This is a genomic window from Streptomyces sp. NPDC096152, assembly GCF_044763235.1.
Classification (GTDB): Bacteria; Actinomycetota; Actinomycetes; order Streptomycetales; family Streptomycetaceae; genus Streptomyces.
The window spans coordinates 967,295-984,327 of sequence record NZ_JBIWFW010000001.1 but is presented as its reverse complement, the minus strand read 5'-3'; the positions used below and the strand labels follow the sequence as shown (position 1 = coordinate 984,327).

Sequence of the window (17,033 nt, the reverse complement as noted above, 5' to 3'; positions counted from 1 at the left end):
GTCACTGCGATGGTATCCGGAGGACGGCGAAGCCCTCACATCCGGTTGACAGCGGTCCCACCAACTGGACATCCCTCCGCTGATCAGGGATGGAGCCAGAAGCCGAAGGGCAGGTTGCGGACCACGGTGAAGACCAGCAGCAGGGCGCCGAGACTCCACAGCACCACCGGCCCGGGCGCGCTCCGCGGCGGCCGGCCGCGGGCCGCGCCGACCGTCCAGACGGTCCACAGCACGGCGAAGGCCACGTATCCCACGACGGCCGGGGCGTTGTCCCGCAGGGCCGCGAGGAGGTCTCCGTGGACGAAGGCGTGGGCGCTGCGCAGGCCGCCGCACGCGGGGCAGTAGAGGCCGGTCAGGCGCAGCAGGGGGCAGACCGGGTAGTGGCCGGGCTCGTTGGGGTCCACGGCCCCGACGTAGGCGAAGGCCCCGGCGACGGCGGCCATGAGGCCGGCGGGGGCGGCCACCCGCCGCAGCACGTCCGGGACCCGCATCGGCAGCGCGCGGCCGTGGTACGTGCCCCTCGGGCGGGGGACGGGCGTCCGGCCGTGGGTCACCCGCTGGCTGTCGGCGTTCACGCTTCGCATTCTGCCCCGCGCGGGGCGAACGCGCGCGAGGGGCGGCCGGACCTCGTCGGGCCCCGGGCCGCCCCCGCCACGTCGCCGGGCTCCGCCGCGCGGACGCCGGCTCCCGTCCGCCGCGGAGGTGTCAGCCCTCGACGCCGGCCGGCTCGCGCTCGCCCGCGACCCGGTGGACCGGGTGCACGTCCTTCGGCTGGCCGAGGCCCATCATGCGCATGACGCCGCCGACCACACCGCCCAGCAGCGTGATGACGACGCCGGCCCAGAAGCCGACGGGCTGGGCCATCACCATGAAGGCGCCCGCGACGCAGAAACCGATGAAGGCGATGATGACACCGGTCCAGGCGGCCGGGGTGTGACCGTGGCTGCTGCCCGCCATGACTTGCTCCTCGTTGCTGTGTACGTGTCTGAGCCGGACGCTCGAGGTCCATTGTCCCGTACCCGCCGAAGGCAAGTGACCGGGGGTGGTCCCTCGGCACGCGCCGTAGGGCCGCTCTTCCGGATCCTGCCGGGTCGCGTGTTCGGCAGCCCGCAGGGCACCGCCCCCGGAGCCGGGCCGATCCGGAGAAAGGCCCTGACCACCGTTCCGGGAGGATGATCGCGGGAAACGGTCAGGCCGGTTCCGTGCCGGTGGGGTCCTCGCCGCGGTCGAGGGCCTTCCAGAGGTCCTCCGGACGGTCCGGGTCGACCGGACGGGCCGCCCGGGTACGGGGCGCCCCGGAGCGCTCGTAGCGGCCGGACATGGCCGGCCAGCGGTGGCCGTGGCGCAGGGCGAGCAGTCCGGCGAGCAGGAGCAGGGCGCCGCCCGCGGCCGCGACGTAGGGCCAGCCGGTGTGGCTGAGCGCGGTGGCGGTGGCGGCGGTGTTGCCGGAGGCCTGTGCGGCCTTGTCGTCGAGGGCCGAGCCGTCGGTGGCGCCGAGCACGGCCGCGGCGACGACGCCCGCGCCGGAGAGCGCGAGCAGGGCGGCGACCAGGAAGCGGCCGGCCCGGCGGACGGCGAAGACGGCGACGAGCGCGGCGAGGCCCACCACGGCGAGGGCCGCGGGCACGCCCGTGACCTCGCTGCCCTTGACGGTCAGGGGGAAGGCGCCGCCGGCCACCGTCGCGGTGCCCTCCGCCCACTGCTGCCGGGAGGCCAGCAGCACCACGGCCGCGCCGAGCGCTCCGCACAGCAGGGCGACGGCGAGGCTCCGGCGGCCGGGCCGGGCGGGGGCGGCGGCTTCGGTACGGGGGTGAGGTACGGCAGTCACGCCCTCCACTATCACCCGAACCCCGGGCGAACCGTCATCCGGGGTTGGCAAACACCGGGTCGCGCAACCCTTTCCCCATGATCTTGTCAGGGTCAGGACATGGTTGCCCCGGAAACGGCAAAGGATCGTTCTCGGTTCAACGTCCATCTTGTTGACGTGTCCGGGACACGCATACGTTCTGCCCGGCCGAGGCGCGCATCCCGCGCACCGGCTGCACCGCGCACCCCCCACATCTTCCCGGTTCACCCCTTCCTGGAGGAACGTACGTTGCGCAGAACCGTATCCGCATTCTCCGTGGCCACCCTTGCCACGGCCGCCCTCGCCCTGGCCGCACCGCTCGGCCAGGCGGCGTCCTCGACGTCCACGACGCACGGCGTCTCCGTCGCGCACTCCTGTGCGGCGCCGACGCAGAAGGACGTCATGGCCTGCAACGCGCTCAAGGTGACCGCGGGCACCCCCAGGTCCGCCCACGCGGAGAGCGCCCTCACTGCCGCCGCCGCACCCGCCGGCTACGGCCCCGCCTCGCTCCAGGCGGCCTACAAGCTGCCCTCGTCGACCGGGGGTTCGGGTCAGACGGTGGCGATCGTCGACGCCTACGACGACCCGAACGCCGAGGCCGACCTCGGGGTCTACCGCTCGCAGTACGGCCTGCCCGCCTGCACCACGGCCAACGGCTGCTTCAAGAAGGTCGACCAGAACGGCGGCACCAGCTACCCACGCGGCGACTCGGGCTGGGCGGAGGAGATCTCCCTCGACCTCGACATGGTCAGCGCGGCCTGCCCCAACTGCAAGATCCTGCTGGTGGAGGCCACTTCGTCGAGCATGACCAACCTCGGCACGGCCGTGAACACCGCGGTGAACCTGGGCGCCAAGTTCGTCTCCAACAGCTACGGCGGCTCCGAGTCCTCCAACGACCCCACGTACGACTCCTCGTACTTCAACCACCCGGGCGTCGCCATCACCGTCTCCTCCGGTGACAACGGCTACGGCGTGGAGTACCCGTCCGCCTCGCGGTACGTGACGGCCGTCGGCGGCACGTCCCTGAACACCGCCTCCAACTCCCGCGGCTGGACGGACACCGTGTGGAGCGGGGCCGGCTCCGGCTGCTCGGCCTACGACGCCAAGCCGACCTGGCAGACCGACAGCGGCTGCGCCAAGCGCACCGTCGCCGACGTCTCCGCGGTCGCCGACCCGAACACCGGCGTCGCGGTCTACGACAGCTACCGCTCGGCCACCGGCTGGATGGTCTTCGGCGGCACCAGCGCCTCGGCTCCGCTGATCGCGGCCACCTACGCGCTGGCGGGCGCCCCGTCCTCCGGCTCCTACCCGGCGTCCTTCCCGTACGCCCACACGTCGTCGCTGTTCGACGTGACCAGCGGCTCCAACGGAAGCTGCGGCGGCTCGTACCTGTGCACCGGCACCACCGGGTACGACGGGCCGACCGGGCTCGGCGTCCCGAACGGAACGGCGGCCTTCACCGGCTGAACCACCGTCGAACGGCCGCCGGACCCTCGCTCAACGCCCCTGTGAGCCGAGCCGGCCGGCCGTGTGCACCGCGCGGAGGACGGCCGCCGCCTTGTTGCGGCACTCGGTGTCCTCCGCGAGCGGGTCGGAGTCGGCGACAATGCCGGCTCCGGCCTGCACGTACGCCGTGCCGCCGCGCAGCAGGGCGGTGCGGATGGCGATGGCGGTGTCGGAGTCCCCCGCGAAGTCGAGGTAGCCGACGCAGCCGCCGTACAACCCCCGCCGGGACGGCTCCAGTTCGTCGATGATCTGCATGGCGCGCGGCTTCGGCGCGCCGGACAGGGTGCCGGCCGGGAAGCAGGCCGTCAGCACGTCGAAGGCGGTGCGGCCCGCCGCGACCCGGCCGGTCACGGTCGAGACGATGTGCATGACGTGCGAGTACCGCTCGACGGACATGAAGTCGACGACCTCGACCGAGCCGGGCTCGCAGACCCGCCCCAGGTCGTTGCGTCCGAGGTCGACGAGCATCAGGTGCTCGGCCCGCTCCTTGGGGTCGGCCATCAGCTCGTCGGCGAGGGCCTGGTCCTCCTGCGGGGTGGCGCCGCGCGGGCGGGTGCCGGCGATGGGGTGCACCATCGCCCGCCCGTCCTCGACCTTCACCAGCGCCTCGGGGGACGAGCCGACCACGTCGAAGCCGTCGAACCGGAAGAGGTACATGTACGGCGAGGGGTTGGTGGCCCTCAGCACCCGGTAGACGTCCAGCGCGCTCGCGGTGCACGGGGTCTCGAAGCGCTGCGAGGGGACGACCTGGAAGGCCTCGCCCGCGCGGATGCGCTCCTTGATGTCCTCCACGGCCACCTGGAAGTCCGGGCCGCCCCAGCGGGCGGTGTACTCGGGCAGCTCAGAGGGCGGCAGCACGGCCGGGGGCTGGGCGACCGGGCGGCCCAGGTCCGCCTCCATCGCGTCCAGGCGGGCCACCGCGTCGGCGTAGGCCTCGTCGACGCCGGTGTCGAGGTCGTTGTGGTTGATCGCGTTGGCGATCAGCAGCACCGTGCCGTCCCAGTGGTCGAGGACGGCGAGGTCGGAGGTGAGCAGCATGGTCAGCTCGGGCAGCCCCAGGTCGTCCCGCTCACCGGGGCCGATCTTCTCCAGGCGGCGCACGATGTCGTAGCCCAGGTAGCCGACCATGCCGCCGGTGAAGGGCGGCAGGCCCAGGTCGTGCGCGAGGTCGCGGGGCGTGTGCAGGGTCTCGACGGTGGCGCGCAGGGCGGCCAGCGGGTCGCCCTCGACGGGCACGCCGACCGGAGGGGCGCCGAGCCAGTGGGTCCGGCCGTCCCGCTCGGTCAGGGTGGCGGCGCTGCGCACGCCGACGAAGGAGTAGCGGGACCACGAGCGGCCGTTCTCCGCGGACTCCAGCAGGAAGGTGCCGGTCCGCTCGGCGGCGAGCTTGCGGTAGAGCGCGACCGGGGTGTCGCCGTCGGCCAGGAGCTTGCGGGTGACGGGGATGACCCGGCGGTCGGTGGCCAGCTTGCGGAAGGTCTCGAGGTCCATGGCGTCCGGCCTCACTGATCCGAGCCCGGGACGCCGGAGCCGGCGTCCTTGAGCAGTACGTCGGCGTCGAAGCAGGTGCGGGCGCCGGTGTGGCAGGCCGCGCCGATCTGGTCGACCTTGACCAGCAGGGTGTCGGCGTCGCAGTCCAGGGCGACGGACCGGACATGCTGGACGTGGCCGGAGGTGTCGCCCTTGACCCAGTACTCGCGGCGGCTGCGCGACCAGTAGGTGCAGCGGCCGGTGGTCAGCGTGCGGTGCAGCGCCTCGTCGTCCATCCAGCCGAGCATCAGCACCTCTCCGGTGTCGTACTGCTGGGCGATCGCGGGGAGGAGCCCGTCGGCGCTGCGCTTGAGGCGCGCGGCGATCTCGGCGTCGAGGCTGCTGTGCGGCGGCGTGCTGGTCATGGATGCCATTGTGCCGCGCGGGACCCGTGGAACCGGCCGCGGTCCACTGGCTGAGCGTCCGCGGCGCGCGGCCCCGCCGGGTGGGCGTACCTCCTACGTGGTCGTAGGCTGACCGTATGTCGACCTTTGCCCAGCGTGAACGGCTCCTGCTCGCCGACCTCCTGGAGACCGCGGGCCCCGACGCCGACACCCTCTGCGAGGGCTGGCGGACCCGTGACCTCGCCGCCCACGTGGTGGTGCGCGAGCGCCGCCCCGACGCGGTGACGGGCGTGCTGATCAAGCAGCTCGCCCCCCGCCGGGAGAAGGTGCTGCAGGAGTACGCCGAGAAGCCGTACGAGGAGCTGATCCGGCTGATCCGCACCGGGCCGCCGCGCTTCTCCCCCTTCCAGATCAAGCAGCTCGACGAGGCGGCCAACACCGTCGAGTTCTACGTCCACGCGGAGGACGTCCGCCGCGCCCAGCCCGACTGGGCCCCGCGCGAGCTCGACCCCGTCTTCCAGGACGCCCTGTGGTCCCGGCTGGAGCGGGTGGCCCGGCTGCTGGGGCGCGGCATCCCGACCGGTCTGGTGCTGCGCCGCCCCGACGGGCAGACCGTCGTCGCCCACCGCGGCGCCCCGGTCGTGACGGTGACCGGCGAGCCCTCGGAGCTGCTGCTGTTCGCGTTCGGGCGGCAGAGCGCGGCGCACGTGGAAGTGGACGGTGACCAGGACGCCGTCACGAAGCTGCACGAGGCCAAGCAGCTCGGCTTCTGAGACGGGCCGCGCGGGTCGGCACGGGACACCGGACAGACTCGCGCGGCTCGGCACGGGACATCCGCCGGACCCGTGCCGTTCAGTGCGGGAGCTCGGCGTGGCGCAGGGCGCCGGAGCACAGGGCCAGCAGGCCGCTCAGGGCGCAGAGCGCGGCGCAGACGGTGAACACCGGGCCGGTGCCCCACCGTTCGACGGCCGCGCCGACGAGCGGGAAGGTGAGCGGCGCGACGCCGAAGCTGACCAGAGTGGAGGCCGAGGTGACCCGCCCGGCGTAGGCGGGGCCCGCCGCGGCCTGCACCAGCGCCCCGGACAGGGCCCCGCCCAGCCCGGCCAGCAGGCCGATCAGCAGGGCGACGCCCGCCGCGCCGGCCACCGCCGGCACCTGGGCGAGCCCCCCGACGGCGAGGGCCCCCGCGCTCTCCGCCACGGCCAGGACCAGCCCGGCGCGGGGCACCCGTCCGCGCACGGTGAGCAGCAGTGAGGCGGCCCCGGCGCCGAGGCCGAACCCGCCCAGCACCCAGCCCATGCCGGACGAGCCCCAGCCGCGCTGCTCCGCCAGCAGGGTCAGCCCGAGGTTCAGCGGACCCACGAAGCCCAGGTCGCCGAGGGCTATGACGACGACCAGGACGCGGAGCACGGGGTCCCGGCCGATCCGGCGGAAACCGTCGCGCAGCTCGGCGAGGACGGCGTCCCGCTCCGTGCGTTCGCCCGGGGGAAGCTCCCGGACCCGGAGGGTCAGCAGCACCGGCAGGGACACGCCGATGAGCAGCGCGGCGAGTCCGAAGGCACCGGCGGTGCCGCCGAGCGCGACACCGAGCCCGCCGAGCGGTCCGCCGAGGACGGTGGCCAGCCGGACGGCGAAGCCCCGCATGCCCTGGACCCGGGCGAGCTGCGCCGGGGCGGCGATCCGGACGGGCAGGGCGCCCGCGGCGGGCAGGAAGACGGCGTCGACGACCCCGAAGAGGACCGCCACCACGCCCAGCGTCCACAGCCCGGGCCCGGTCGCGAGGAGCAGCCCGGCCGCGGCGAGCACCAGGGCGCAGCGCGCCGTGCCGCTGCCGACGACCACCCGGCGCGGGCCGTAGCGGTCGGCGACCACTCCCCCGCCGAGCATCAGCAGGGCCCGCGGCACGGCACCGGCCGCCGTCACGATCCCGGCCTGCGCGGGCGTCCCGGCCTGGACGGCGGCCCAGGACAGCGCGATGAAGTAGACGCTGTCGCCGATCGCCGACGAGGTGTAGGCGCCCAGCCAGCGCAACACGTTCGGATCGCGGTGGGCGGCCCGCTCCGGGACGGAGACCGGTGGTACGGCGGTGGCGGTCATGCGGACGGTCCTCTCGGGCGCGCGAGCACGGGTCGGGTCGGGTCGGGGCGAGGCGAGGCGAGGCGAGGCGAGGCGAGGCGAGGCGAGGCGAGCGGAAACGATCGGGCGGGGCGGTCGGACATGAAAGGGATCAGCCGCGGCACGGACCGGGCCCGGAACGGATCAGCCGCGGCACGGACCGGGCGCGGAAGGGTCAGACGCGGAACGGGAAGGCGTTCAGATGCACGGCGACGTTCTCGCGGCCCGCGGTGTCCCCCGCCGCATCGGCGGCGCGACCCCGCTCCTCATACCTCCGCAGCAGGGCCTGCGCCTCCCGGCCCAGTTCGAGCAGTTCGTCGGGCGTCAGCCTGAGCGCGGACTCGGCGGACTCGGCGACGCGGTTCCACTCCGGACCCCAGTACGCCCGCTCGTCCAGGTAGCGCCGGTACATCTCTGCGCGCTGCTCGAAGAACAGGCGGCTGGCCGCGGTGTGCGCGGCCGCCTTCTCGGGGGCGTCGCGGAAGTCCTCGTCGCGGATGCTCACCCCGTCCGAGGCGGGCTCCCACCACCGCTCCCGGCTGTCCGTGCTGCGCGGTTCGGCCTCCTCGATGAGCCCGAACTCGGCGAGCTTGCGCAGGTGGTAGCTGACCAGGGAGACGGCCTCGTCGACCTGCTCGGCGAGCTGCGAGGCGGTCGCGGCCCGCGCGACGATCAGCCCCCGGTACAGCTTCATCCGCAGGGGGTGGGCGAGCGCCTTGAGCGTGCCCAGGTCGGTGATGCGGCGGTCCCTGTCCTTGCTGCTCATACCCTCAGGCTAGATGCGAAGGAAAAATTGCACAACATATTTTGCGCAACTTCTCTTTCGTATCTGCCGCGAAAAGGCCCCGGCCACCCGTCGGGCAACCGGGGCTCAGGACTGGCGGGACCGGTACGACCGGCCGGGCCGGTACGGCCCGGCGGAGGTCACCGCACGGGATGCCCCGCCTCCCGCAGCGTCTGCTTCACCTCGCCGATGCGCAGGTCGCCGAAGTGGAAGACCGAGGCCGCCAGCACCGCGTCCGCGCCGGCCGCGACGGCCGGCGGGAAGTCGGCGAGCCGCCCGGCGCCGCCCGAGGCGATCAGCGGGACGCTGACGTGCTTGCGGACGGCCGTGATCATCTCCAGGTCGTAGCCGTCCTTGGTGCCGTCGGCGTCCATGGAGTTGAGCAGGATCTCGCCCGCGCCCAGCTCGGCGGCCCGGTGCGCCCACTCCACGGCGTCGATGCCGGTGCCGCGACGGCCGCCGTGGGTGGTCACCTCGAAGGTGCCGCCCTCCGTGCGCCGGGCGTCGACCGACAGGACCAGCACCTGCCGGCCGAAGCGCTCGGCGATCTCACGGATCAGGTCCGGGCGGGCGATCGCGGCCGTGTTCACGCCCACCTTGTCGGCGCCGGCCCGCAGCAGCCGGTCCACGTCCTCGGCCGTGCGGACCCCGCCGCCGACCGTGAGCGGGATGAACACCTGCTCGGCCGTGCGGCGCACGACGTCGTACGTCGTCTCCCGGTCGCCCGAGGAGGCGGTGATGTCCAGGAACGTCAACTCGTCGGCGCCCTCGGCGTCGTACACCTTGGCCATCTCGACGGGGTCGCCCGCGTCGCGCAGGTTCTGGAAGTTGACGCCCTTGACGACCCGGCCGTTGTCCACGTCCAGGCAGGGGATGACTCGGACGGCCAGCGTCATGCGGACACTCCTCGGAACGCCTCCACCTCGACCTGGACGACCAGGCTGGGGTCCACGAAGCCGGACACGATGGTCATGGACGCGACGGGCCGGACGGCGTCGAACAGCTCCTTGTGAGCGCGTCCGACATCGTCCACGTCCCGCGCGTGGGTCAGGTACATGCGCGTCCGCACGACGTCGTCGCGGCCGAGGCCGAGTTGTGCCAGCGCCGCGAACGCGACGTTGAAGGCGTTGACCGTCTGCTCGTACGGACCGCCCCCCGCGATCTCGCCGTCGACTATCGACGTGCAGCCCGCGACCAGCACCAGCCCGTTCGGCAGCTCCACCGCACGGGAGTAGCCGAAGGCGTCCTCCCAGGGCGCACCGGTCGTGACGCGTCGTACGTCGCTCACTGGGCCACCGCCTCCAGCGCCTCTTCCAGGGTGAACGCCTTCGCGTACAGCGCCTTCCCGACGATCGCGCCCTCGACACCGAGCGGCACCAGGCCGGCGATGGCGCGCAGGTCGTCCAGCGAGGACACGCCGCCGGAGGCGACCACCGGGCGGTCCGTCGCCGCGCACACGTTCCTCAGCAGCTCCAGGTTCGGGCCCTGCAGCGTGCCGTCCTTGGCGATGTCGGTGACGACGTAGCGCGCGCAGCCCTCCTTGTTCAGCCGCTCCAGCGTCTCGTACAGGTCGCCGCCGTCGCGGGTCCAGCCGCGGCCGCGCAGGGTGGTGCCGCGTACGTCCAGACCGACCGCGATCTTGTCGCCGTGCTCGGCGATGACCTTGGCGACCCACTCGGGGGTCTCCAGGGCGGCCGTGCCCAGGTTGACGCGGGTGCAGCCGGTGGCCAGGGCGGCGGCGAGCGAGGCGTCGTCGCGGATGCCGCCGGACAGCTCCACCTTGATGTCCATCGCCTTCGCGACCTCCGCGATCAGCTCGCGGTTGTCGCCGGTGCCGAACGCGGCGTCCAGGTCGACCAGGTGCAGCCACTCGGCGCCGGAGCGCTGCCAGGCCAGGGCGGCCTCCAGCGGGGAGCCGTAGGAGGTCTCCGTGCCTGACTCGCCGTGCACGAGGCGGACGGCCTGGCCGTCGCGGACGTCGACGGCGGGGAGGAGTTCGAGCTTGGCCATGTCTCTACAGGGTTCCGATCCAGTTGGTGAGCAGCTGCGCGCCGGCGTCGCCGGACTTCTCGGGGTGGAACTGCGTGGCCCACAGGACGCCGTTCTCCACGGCGGCCACGAACGGCTTGCCGTGGGTCGCCCAGGTGACCTTGGGGGCCTGCATCGCCGGGTTCTCGGACTCCAGCCGCCAGTCGTGGACGGCGTAGGAGTGCACGAAGTAGTAGCGCTCGTCCGCGTCCAGACCGGCGAACAGCTCGGAGCCCGCCGGTGCCTCGACGGTGTTCCAGCCCATGTGCGGCACCACGTCGGCCTGGAGCGGCTCGACCGTGCCGGGCCACTCGTCCAGACCCTCGGCCTCGACTCCGTGCTCGATGCCGCGCGCGAACAGGATCTGCATCCCGACGCAGATACCGAGCACCGGGCGCCCGCCGGCCAGCCGCCGGTCGACGACCCAGTCGCCGCGCGCCTCCTTGAGGCCCTTCATGCAGGCCGCGAAGGCGCCGACGCCCGGCACCAGCAGGCCGTCGGCGTTCATCGCCCGGTCGAAGTCACGGGTGATCTCGACGTCGGCGCCGGCGCGGGCGAGGGCGCGCTCGGCGGAGCGGACGTTGCCGAAGCCGTAGTCGAAGACCACGACGCTCTTGGGCGCGCTCAATTCCACACCTCCAGCCGCATGACGCCGGCCACCAGGCACATGGCCGCGCCGATGGACAGCAGCACGATCAGGCTCGTGGGCATCTTCTGCTTGGCGAAGGAGATGATCCCGCCGACGAGGAAGAGGCCGACGACGATCAGGACGGTCGACAGTCCGTTCATGGTTCTACAGCGCGCCCTTCGTGGACGGGATGATGCCGGCCGCGCGCGGGTCGCGCTCGCTGGCGTACCGCAGGGCCCGGGCCAGCGCCTTGAACTGGCACTCCACGATGTGGTGCGCGTTGCGCCCGTAGGGCACGTGGACGTGCAGCGCGATCTGCGCCTGGGCGACGAAGGACTCCAGGACGTGCCGGGTCATCGTGGTGTCGTACTCGCCGATCATCGGCGCCATCTTCTCGGGCTCGGTGTGCACGAGGTAGGGGCGGCCGGAGAGGTCGACGGTGACCTGGGCGAGGGACTCGTCCAGCGGGACCGTGCAGTTGCCGAAGCGGTAGATGCCCACCTTGTCGCCGAGCGCCTGCCGGAAGGCGGCGCCCAGCGCGAGGGCGGTGTCCTCGATGGTGTGGTGGGAGTCGATGTGCAGGTCGCCCTCGGTCTTCACGGTCAGGTCGAACAGACCGTGCCGGCCGAGCTGGTCGAGCATGTGGTCCCAGAAGCCGACGCCGGTGGCGATGTCGGTCCTTCCGGTGCCGTCGAGGTCGATCTCGACGACGACCGAGGTCTCCTTGGTGGTGCGCTCCACGCGCCCGACGCGGCTCATGCGCTCTGCTCCTTCGGGGGTGCGGGGGTGTCGTCCCCCACGAGACACTTCAGTTCACGGACGGCGTCGAGGAACGCGTCGTTCTCCTCCGGGGTTCCGGCGGTGACCCGCAGCCGGCCCGGGACGCCGTTGTCCCGGACCAGGACGCCCCGGTCGAGGATCCGCCGCCAGGCCGTGCGGGAGTCGGCGAACCGTCCGAACTGGACGAAGTTCGCGTCCGACGCGGTGACGTCGTAGCCGAGCGCGCGCAGCTCGGTGACCAGCCGGTCCCGCTCGGCCTTCAGCTGCTCGACGTACTTCAGCAGCGTGTCGGTGTGCTCCAGGGCGGCCAGCGCGGTCGCCTGCGTGACCGCCGAGAGGTGGTACGGCAGCCGGACGAGCTGGACGGCGTCCACGACGGCCGGGTGCGCGGCGAGGTAGCCGAGGCGGAGGCCGGCGGCGCCGAACGCCTTGGACATGGTGCGGGAGATCACCAGGTGGGGCCGGCCCTCGAGCAGCGGCAGCAGCGAGTCGCCGTGGCTGAACTCGACGTACGCCTCGTCGACGATCACCATCGACGGCCGGGCCGCCTGCGCGGCGTCGTACAGCGCGAGGACCGTCTCGGGCGGGACCGCGTTGCCCGTGGGGTTGTTGGGGGTGGTGACGAAGACGACGTCCGGGCGGTGCTCGGCGATCGCCTTCTCGGCGGCGGCGAGGTCGATGGTGAAGTCCTCGGCGCGCGGGCCGGAGATCCAGCCCGTCCCCGTGCCGCGCGCGATGAGCGCGTGCATCGAGTACGACGGTTCGAAGCCGATCGCCGTGCGGCCCGGTCCGCCGAAGGTCTGCAGCAGCTGCTGGATGACCTCGTTGGAGCCGTTGGCCGCCCAGACGTTCTCCGGGCCGACGGCGTACTTGCCGGTGTCCGTCAGGTACTCGGCGAGCCGGGTGCGCAACTCGACCGCGTCCCGGTCCGGGTAGCGGTTGAGGTGGCGGGCCGCCTCGCGGACCCGCTCGGTGATCCGCTCGACCAGCGGTTCCGGCAGCGGGTAGGGGTTCTCGTTGGTGTTCAGCCGTACGGGGACGTCCAGCTGGGGCGCTCCGTAGGGGGACTTGCCGCGCAGCTCGTCCCGTACGGGGAGATCGTCGATTCCGAGGTTCACTTGCTCGTCGGTACCTTCCAGCCGAACCTGGCCTTGATCGCCGCGCCGTGCGCCGGCAGGTCCTCCGCCTCCGCCAGCGTCACCACGTGGTGGGCGACCTCGGCGAGCGCGTCCCGCGTGTAGTCGACGATGTGGATGCCGCGCAGGAAGGACTGGACGGACAGACCCGAGGAGTGGCAGGCGCAGCCGCCGGTCGGGAGCACGTGGTTGGACCCGGCCGCGTAGTCGCCGAGGGAGACGGGGGCCCAGGGCCCGACGAAGATCGCGCCGGCGTTCCTCACCCGGTCGGCGACCGCGGCCGCGTCGGCGGTCTGGATCTCCAGGTGCTCGGCGCCGTAGGCGTCGACCACGCGCAGGCCCTCGTCGATGCCGTCGACCAGCACGATCGCGGACTGCCTGCCCGCGAGCGCCGGGCGGATCCGGTCCTCGACGTGCCGGGTCGCCGCGACCTGCGGCTCCAGCTCCTTCTCCACCGCGTCCGCGAGCTCCGTGGAGTCGGTGACGAGGACGGCGGCGGCGAGCGGGTCGTGCTCGGCCTGGCTGATCAGGTCGGAGGCGACGTGCACCGGGTCGGCGGTGGAGTCCGCGAGGATCGCGATCTCGGTCGGGCCGGCCTCGGCGTCGATGCCGATCTTTCCGGTGAAGTAGCGCTTGGCGGCGGCGACCCAGATGTTGCCGGGGCCGGTGACCATCGTTGCGGGCGGGCAGGACTCGGTGCCGTGGGCGAACATGGCGACGGCCTGGGCGCCGCCCACCGCGTACACCTCGTCGACGCCGAGCAGAGCGCAGGCGGCGAGGATCGTCGGGTGCGGCAGTCCGCCGAACTCCGCCTGCGGCGGGGAGGCGAGCGCGATCGACTCGACGCCGGCCTCCTGGGCGGGCACCGCGTTCATGACCACGGACGACGGGTAGACCGACCGGCCGCCGGGCGCGTACAGCCCGACCCGGTCGACGGGCACCCACTTCTCGGTCACCGAGCCACCGGGCACCACCTGGGTGGTGTGCGGGGAGCGGCGCTGCTCGCGGTGGACGAGCCGGGCGCGCCGGACGGACTCCTCCAGGGCCGCGCGGACGGCCGGGTCGAGCCGCTCCAGGGCCTCCTTGAGCGCCCGGTCCGGGACCCGGACGGATTCCAGCCGTACGCCGTCGAACTTCTCGGCGAAGTCGATCAGCGCCGCGTCGCCACGATGATGCACGGCCTCGCAGATCGGACGCACCCTCTCCAGGGCGGCCGCGACGTCGAAGTCGGCTCGGGGCAGCAGGTCGCGCAGGGCGGGGCCCTCGGGAAGGGCGTCGCCGCGCAGATCGATTCGGGAGATCACGCAACCAATTCTCTCAGACCGGCGTACGGCGTCGTTCGCCTGTATCAATGGCTGATACAGAGTGTCCGCCTCCTGTGACCCGTCCGGCCGCCGCAACCCGGAAGATCCCCGTCACGTCTTGTGTTCAGACCGTCACGCAACGGGCATGAACAGTTGTACGAAACCGGCGAGTAGCTGGGGAGGGAGGGGGCGACGTGACCGAGGGGGCCGCCTCACGCGCCGGGGACCTGCCCGACGACCTGACCGCCACCGAGGCCGGCATGTGGCAGGCCTTCCGCAACGGCAGCGCGTACGACCTGCGCAGCGGGGACAGGGTGGTCGACGATCCGCACGGCGGGCACCCCTGGGGAGCCGAGCGGACCGTGCGGGCGCGCATCGTCTGCTGGCTGCTGCTCGACGGGCCGCCCGCGCTGGCGGGCCGCGTGTCGTCGCTCAAGCTCGTCGGGGTGCGGATCGACGGCGTGCTGGACCTCGCGGGCGGCACGGTGGTGCCGTACGTGGAGCTGAAGGGCTGCCGGTTCGCGCAGGAGGTCCGGCTGCCGGAGGCCCACTTCACGACCCTGCGGCTGGTGGACTGCTCGGTGCCGCGGCTGGAGGCGGCCCGCGTGCGCACGGAGGGCGACCTGCACCTGCCGCGCTGCCGCTTCCACGCCGGGGTGCGGCTGACCGACGCCCACATCGGCACGGACCTGCTGCTCAGCCAGGCGGTCGTGCACCACGACCGCAGCGGCCGGTCGATCGCCGCCGACGGCATGACGGTCGGCCAGGACCTCCAGGCGGAGCTGCTGGAGTCGTACGGCGAGTTCAGCCTGCGCAGTGCCAAGGTCGGCGTGTCGCTGAGCCTGCGCGGGGCGCGGCTCGCCAACCCGCGCGCGCGGCTCGCCCTGAACGCGCCCCAGCTGACCGTCGGACGCACGCTCTACCTGACCCCGGCCGGCGTCGGCAATCCCCTGCTCAGCGGCATGACCCCGGAGCGCGGGACCCGGATCCAGCCGTTCACCTGCGAGGGCGGGGTGCGCCTGGACGACGGCCGGTTCGGGGACGCGGTGGACCTGGAGGGGGCCCGGTTCGCCTTCACCGACGACCAGGAGCTGTCGCTGCGCCGGGTGCAGGCCCCCGAGCTGCGCTTCCTCGGGGAGCGGCCGGAGCGCGGCTCCGTGCTGCTGTCCGGGGCGCGGATCGTGACCCTCGTCGACCGGGCGGCGGGCTGGCCGGGGCCGGGACGGCTGCACATGGGCGGCTTCGTCTACGAGAACCTCGTGCCGCGGGGTCCGTTCCCGCTGGCCGAGCGCCTGGACTGGGTGGCCGCGGCGACCGCCGAGTACAACCCGGAGCCGTACGAGCGGCTCGCGGCCGTTCTGCGGGGGGCCGGTGAGGACGAGGACGCGCGCGAGGTGCTGCTCGCCAAGCAGCGCCGCCGCCGCGAGACCCTGCCGCTGGCCGCCAAGTTCTGGGGCCATGTGCAGGACTGGGCGGTCGCCTACGGGTACCGGCCGGGCCGGGCCGCGGTGTGGATGGCGGTGCTGTGGGCGGCCGGCTCGCTGGCCTTCGCCCGGGCGGGACACCCGCCGGTCAGCCCCGACGAGCATCCGCAGTGGAACCCCGCGCTGTTCGCCCTCGACCTGCTGCTGCCGGTGATCGACCTCGGTCAGGTGGGCCAGTGGCAGCTGCGTGGCGCCTGGCAGTGGCTGGCCGCGGCGCTGATCCTGCTGGGCTGGATCCTGGCGACGACGGTGGCCGCGGGGGCGACACGGCTGCTGCGGCGGAACTGAACATCCCACATCCCGGGCCTTCGCCCGCCTCGTCCCACCCCGGGTGCCGGTCGCCGGGCACGGCTTCGGGTACCGGTCGCCGGGCATGGCTTCGGGTACCGGTCGCCGGGCACGGCTTCGGGACGGCCGACGGACCGTCACCCTTTGCCATCCCTTGACCCGCCCCCGTACAACTTTCCCCAGTTCCGCCTTCCCCTCTGGCGTGTCCGCGACCTGCGGACTTTCAATGGTCGACACCATGGCTCTGCTGCCCCCCTTCATCCGCGCGTCCCGGATGTCCCCGCCCGCCCCCGCCGTCCCCGTGGCCGACGACGAGGTGCTGCTCGACGCCCCCGACGACCGTCTGGCTCCCGCGCTGGTTGCGGCCGCGCAGGGCGACTTCGGGCCCGCCGCCGGCCTGCTCGCCACCACCCGGGCGCGGGCCGAGTGGGAGGACCGCGACCGCTACGCCCTGCGGCTGGCCGCCTTCGCCCGCTCTCGCGCCGGATGGCTGGACGCCTGGCGCGCCGCCGCCCCGCACGACCCGGACGCGCTGCTGGTCGCGGCCCAGCTCGCGGTGGACCGCGCCTGGCTGTCCCCGGCCCGCGCCGAGCTGCTGCGCGAGGTGAGCCCGCTGATCACGGCCGCCGCGCGCGGTGACGCCCGGGACCCGGTCCCGTGGCGGGTCGCGCTGGACCACGCGCGCGGCGCGCGAGCCGGGCACCGCTACTTCGAGGAGCTGTGGGAGGCGGCGGTGCGCCGCGCCCCGCACCACTACGGCTGCCATGTCGCCGCCCTGCGCTACCTGGCGGCCTCCTGGCACGGCTCCCACCGCGAGTGCTTCGACTTCGCCGACCTCGCCGCGCAGGACGCCCCGGTCGGCTCGCTCGTCCAGGCCCTCCCGGTCCGGGCGGCCTTCGCCTATCTGACCGACGGCTGCGGCCCGGAGGTGCCGCGCGCCCGGCTGGACGCGGCGGCCGACCGGGCGATCGCGCTCTCCGCCCGGTTCCCCGCCGCCGACCCCTGGCCGGCGGAGATCCGCAACCTGCTCGGGTACGTCCTGGCCCGGCTGGGACGCCAGGAGGACGCACGCCTCCAGCTGCGCCTCGTCGGCCCGTACGCCACGTCCTTCCCCTGGGACCGGGTGTCGGACGACCCGCTGGGCCTGTTCCTGAAGGTCCGCGACGACGTCGGGGCGGCACCCCTCGCCCGGCCGCCGCGGCACCCGCGGAACGAGCACGGCGGACGCGTCCGCTCCGGCGACCATTAGGCTTCTGCGTC

Annotated in this window: 19 protein-coding genes; 4 read left to right on the top strand and 15 right to left on the bottom strand. The window is 73.6% G+C overall.

The window, feature by feature from the left end:
* Window positions 1-83: 83 nt before the first annotated feature.
* The 3 genes from ACIQ9G_RS04330 to ACIQ9G_RS04320 form a co-directional block, all read right to left on the bottom strand.
* Window positions 84-584, bottom strand: a complete 501-nt coding sequence (locus ACIQ9G_RS04330) for a DUF2752 domain-containing protein (RefSeq protein WP_403606056.1) — start codon at window positions 582-584, stop codon at window positions 84-86.
* A 121-nt stretch (window positions 585-705) separates the two neighbouring features.
* Complete coding sequence (locus ACIQ9G_RS04325) at window positions 706-957, bottom strand: HGxxPAAW family protein (RefSeq protein ID WP_403606053.1); 252 nt, start codon at window positions 955-957, stop codon at window positions 706-708.
* 232 nt (window positions 958-1,189) lie between these two features.
* A complete protein-coding gene (locus tag ACIQ9G_RS04320) occupies window positions 1,190-1,837 on the bottom strand; it encodes a TIGR02234 family membrane protein (RefSeq protein WP_403606050.1) in 648 nt (215 codons plus the stop codon).
* Window positions 1,838-2,122: 285 nt separating this feature from the next.
* Here ACIQ9G_RS04320 and ACIQ9G_RS04315 point away from each other — a divergent pair, with 285 nt between their 5' ends.
* Window positions 2,123-3,313: a peptidase S8 gene (locus ACIQ9G_RS04315; RefSeq protein WP_403606047.1), complete on the top strand. Its 1,191-nt coding sequence runs from the start codon at window positions 2,123-2,125 to the stop codon at window positions 3,311-3,313.
* A gap of 30 nt (window positions 3,314-3,343) precedes the next feature.
* On the opposite strand, the gene ACIQ9G_RS04310 is transcribed toward ACIQ9G_RS04315, so the two are convergent.
* Both ACIQ9G_RS04310 and hisI read right to left on the bottom strand, forming a co-directional pair.
* Window positions 3,344-4,843 carry an anthranilate synthase component I gene (locus ACIQ9G_RS04310; protein ID WP_403606044.1) on the bottom strand — a complete coding sequence of 500 codons (1,500 nt, stop codon included), beginning with the start codon at window positions 4,841-4,843 and terminating at the stop codon, window positions 3,344-3,346.
* Between the two features lie 11 nt (window positions 4,844-4,854).
* Entirely contained in the window at window positions 4,855-5,247 is a 393-nt protein-coding gene (hisI, locus tag ACIQ9G_RS04305) for a phosphoribosyl-AMP cyclohydrolase (RefSeq protein ID WP_403606041.1), read from the bottom strand.
* Between the two features lie 116 nt (window positions 5,248-5,363).
* Between hisI and ACIQ9G_RS04300 the strand changes: the two genes are divergently transcribed.
* A complete protein-coding gene (locus tag ACIQ9G_RS04300; protein ID WP_403606038.1) occupies window positions 5,364-5,999 on the top strand; it encodes a TIGR03085 family metal-binding protein in 636 nt (211 codons plus the stop codon).
* Window positions 6,000-6,078: 79 nt separating this feature from the next.
* Here ACIQ9G_RS04300 and ACIQ9G_RS04295 read toward each other — a convergent pair whose 3' ends face one another.
* The 10 genes from ACIQ9G_RS04295 to hisD all read right to left on the bottom strand — a co-directional run bounded on the left by ACIQ9G_RS04295 (window position 6,079) and on the right by hisD (window position 14,001).
* A complete protein-coding gene (locus ACIQ9G_RS04295; protein ID WP_403606035.1) occupies window positions 6,079-7,323 on the bottom strand; it encodes an MFS transporter in 1,245 nt (414 codons plus the stop codon).
* Between the two features lie 193 nt (window positions 7,324-7,516).
* Window positions 7,517-8,107 carry an ArsR/SmtB family transcription factor gene (locus ACIQ9G_RS04290; protein WP_403606031.1) on the bottom strand — a complete coding sequence of 197 codons (591 nt, stop codon included), beginning with the start codon at window positions 8,105-8,107 and terminating at the stop codon, window positions 7,517-7,519.
* A 158-nt stretch (window positions 8,108-8,265) separates the two neighbouring features.
* Window positions 8,266-9,021: an imidazole glycerol phosphate synthase subunit HisF gene (gene hisF, locus ACIQ9G_RS04285; RefSeq protein ID WP_356187616.1), complete on the bottom strand. Its 756-nt coding sequence runs from the start codon at window positions 9,019-9,021 to the stop codon at window positions 8,266-8,268.
* Window positions 9,018-9,413 (bottom strand): RidA family protein, encoded by a 396-nt coding sequence (locus ACIQ9G_RS04280; protein ID WP_403606028.1) that lies wholly within the window; start codon window positions 9,411-9,413, stop codon window positions 9,018-9,020. Before ACIQ9G_RS04280 ends, hisF begins: the two co-directional genes overlap by 4 nt.
* Window positions 9,410-10,135 (bottom strand): bifunctional 1-(5-phosphoribosyl)-5-((5-phosphoribosylamino)methylideneamino)imidazole-4-carboxamide isomerase/phosphoribosylanthranilate isomerase PriA, encoded by a 726-nt coding sequence (priA, locus tag ACIQ9G_RS04275; protein ID WP_392194614.1) that lies wholly within the window; start codon window positions 10,133-10,135, stop codon window positions 9,410-9,412. The genes ACIQ9G_RS04280 and priA overlap by 4 nt, the downstream gene beginning before the upstream one ends.
* Before the next feature lie 4 nt (window positions 10,136-10,139).
* Window positions 10,140-10,787, bottom strand: coding sequence for an imidazole glycerol phosphate synthase subunit HisH (gene hisH, locus ACIQ9G_RS04270; RefSeq protein ID WP_403606024.1), 648 nt, complete (start codon window positions 10,785-10,787; stop codon window positions 10,140-10,142).
* The gene (locus tag ACIQ9G_RS04265) at window positions 10,778-10,942 is read right to left on the bottom strand and encodes a hypothetical protein (protein ID WP_043500011.1); all 165 of its coding nucleotides are present in this window, start codon (window positions 10,940-10,942) and stop codon (window positions 10,778-10,780) included. Before ACIQ9G_RS04265 ends, hisH begins: the two co-directional genes overlap by 10 nt.
* Before the next feature lie 4 nt (window positions 10,943-10,946).
* The gene (gene hisB / locus ACIQ9G_RS04260) at window positions 10,947-11,540 is read right to left on the bottom strand and encodes an imidazoleglycerol-phosphate dehydratase HisB (RefSeq protein ID WP_356187626.1); all 594 of its coding nucleotides are present in this window, start codon (window positions 11,538-11,540) and stop codon (window positions 10,947-10,949) included.
* Window positions 11,537-12,679, bottom strand: a complete 1,143-nt coding sequence (locus ACIQ9G_RS04255) for a histidinol-phosphate transaminase (RefSeq protein WP_403606019.1) — start codon at window positions 12,677-12,679, stop codon at window positions 11,537-11,539. Before ACIQ9G_RS04255 ends, hisB begins: the two co-directional genes overlap by 4 nt.
* The gene (hisD, locus tag ACIQ9G_RS04250) at window positions 12,676-14,001 is read right to left on the bottom strand and encodes a histidinol dehydrogenase (protein ID WP_403606016.1); all 1,326 of its coding nucleotides are present in this window, start codon (window positions 13,999-14,001) and stop codon (window positions 12,676-12,678) included. The genes ACIQ9G_RS04255 and hisD overlap by 4 nt, the downstream gene beginning before the upstream one ends.
* Before the next feature lie 194 nt (window positions 14,002-14,195).
* Here hisD and ACIQ9G_RS04245 point away from each other — a divergent pair, with 194 nt between their 5' ends.
* Window positions 14,196-15,773, top strand: coding sequence for an oxidoreductase (locus tag ACIQ9G_RS04245; protein WP_403606013.1), 1,578 nt, complete (start codon window positions 14,196-14,198; stop codon window positions 15,771-15,773).
* Window positions 15,774-15,999: 226 nt separating this feature from the next.
* Window positions 16,000-17,022 (top strand): hypothetical protein, encoded by a 1,023-nt coding sequence (locus ACIQ9G_RS04240; RefSeq protein ID WP_403606010.1) that lies wholly within the window; start codon window positions 16,000-16,002, stop codon window positions 17,020-17,022.
* Window positions 17,023-17,033: the final 11 nt, after the last annotated feature.

What these genes read in the sequence shown, in the direction of transcription:
- hisB (WP_356187626.1), bottom strand. Translation starts at nt 11,540, where the DNA reads ATGAGCCGCGTCGGGCGCGTGGAGCGCACCACCAAGGAGACCTCGGTC.
- ACIQ9G_RS04330 (WP_403606056.1), bottom strand. Translation starts at nt 584, where the DNA reads ATGCGAAGCGTGAACGCCGACAGCCAGCGGGTGACCCACGGCCGGACG.
- ACIQ9G_RS04300 (WP_403606038.1), top strand. Translation starts at nt 5,364, where the DNA reads ATGTCGACCTTTGCCCAGCGTGAACGGCTCCTGCTCGCCGACCTCCTG.
- ACIQ9G_RS04240 (WP_403606010.1), top strand. Translation starts at nt 16,000, where the DNA reads ATGGTCGACACCATGGCTCTGCTGCCCCCCTTCATCCGCGCGTCCCGG.
- priA (WP_392194614.1), bottom strand. Translation starts at nt 10,135, where the DNA reads ATGGCCAAGCTCGAACTCCTCCCCGCCGTCGACGTCCGCGACGGCCAG.
- ACIQ9G_RS04310 (WP_403606044.1), bottom strand. Translation starts at nt 4,843, where the DNA reads ATGGACCTCGAGACCTTCCGCAAGCTGGCCACCGACCGCCGGGTCATC.
- ACIQ9G_RS04325 (WP_403606053.1), bottom strand. Translation starts at nt 957, where the DNA reads ATGGCGGGCAGCAGCCACGGTCACACCCCGGCCGCCTGGACCGGTGTC.
- ACIQ9G_RS04290 (WP_403606031.1), bottom strand. Translation starts at nt 8,107, where the DNA reads ATGAGCAGCAAGGACAGGGACCGCCGCATCACCGACCTGGGCACGCTC.
- ACIQ9G_RS04265 (WP_043500011.1), bottom strand. Translation starts at nt 10,942, where the DNA reads ATGAACGGACTGTCGACCGTCCTGATCGTCGTCGGCCTCTTCCTCGTC.
- hisF (WP_356187616.1), bottom strand. Translation starts at nt 9,021, where the DNA reads ATGACGCTGGCCGTCCGAGTCATCCCCTGCCTGGACGTGGACAACGGC.
- hisI (WP_403606041.1), bottom strand. Translation starts at nt 5,247, where the DNA reads ATGACCAGCACGCCGCCGCACAGCAGCCTCGACGCCGAGATCGCCGCG.
- ACIQ9G_RS04295 (WP_403606035.1), bottom strand. Translation starts at nt 7,323, where the DNA reads ATGACCGCCACCGCCGTACCACCGGTCTCCGTCCCGGAGCGGGCCGCC.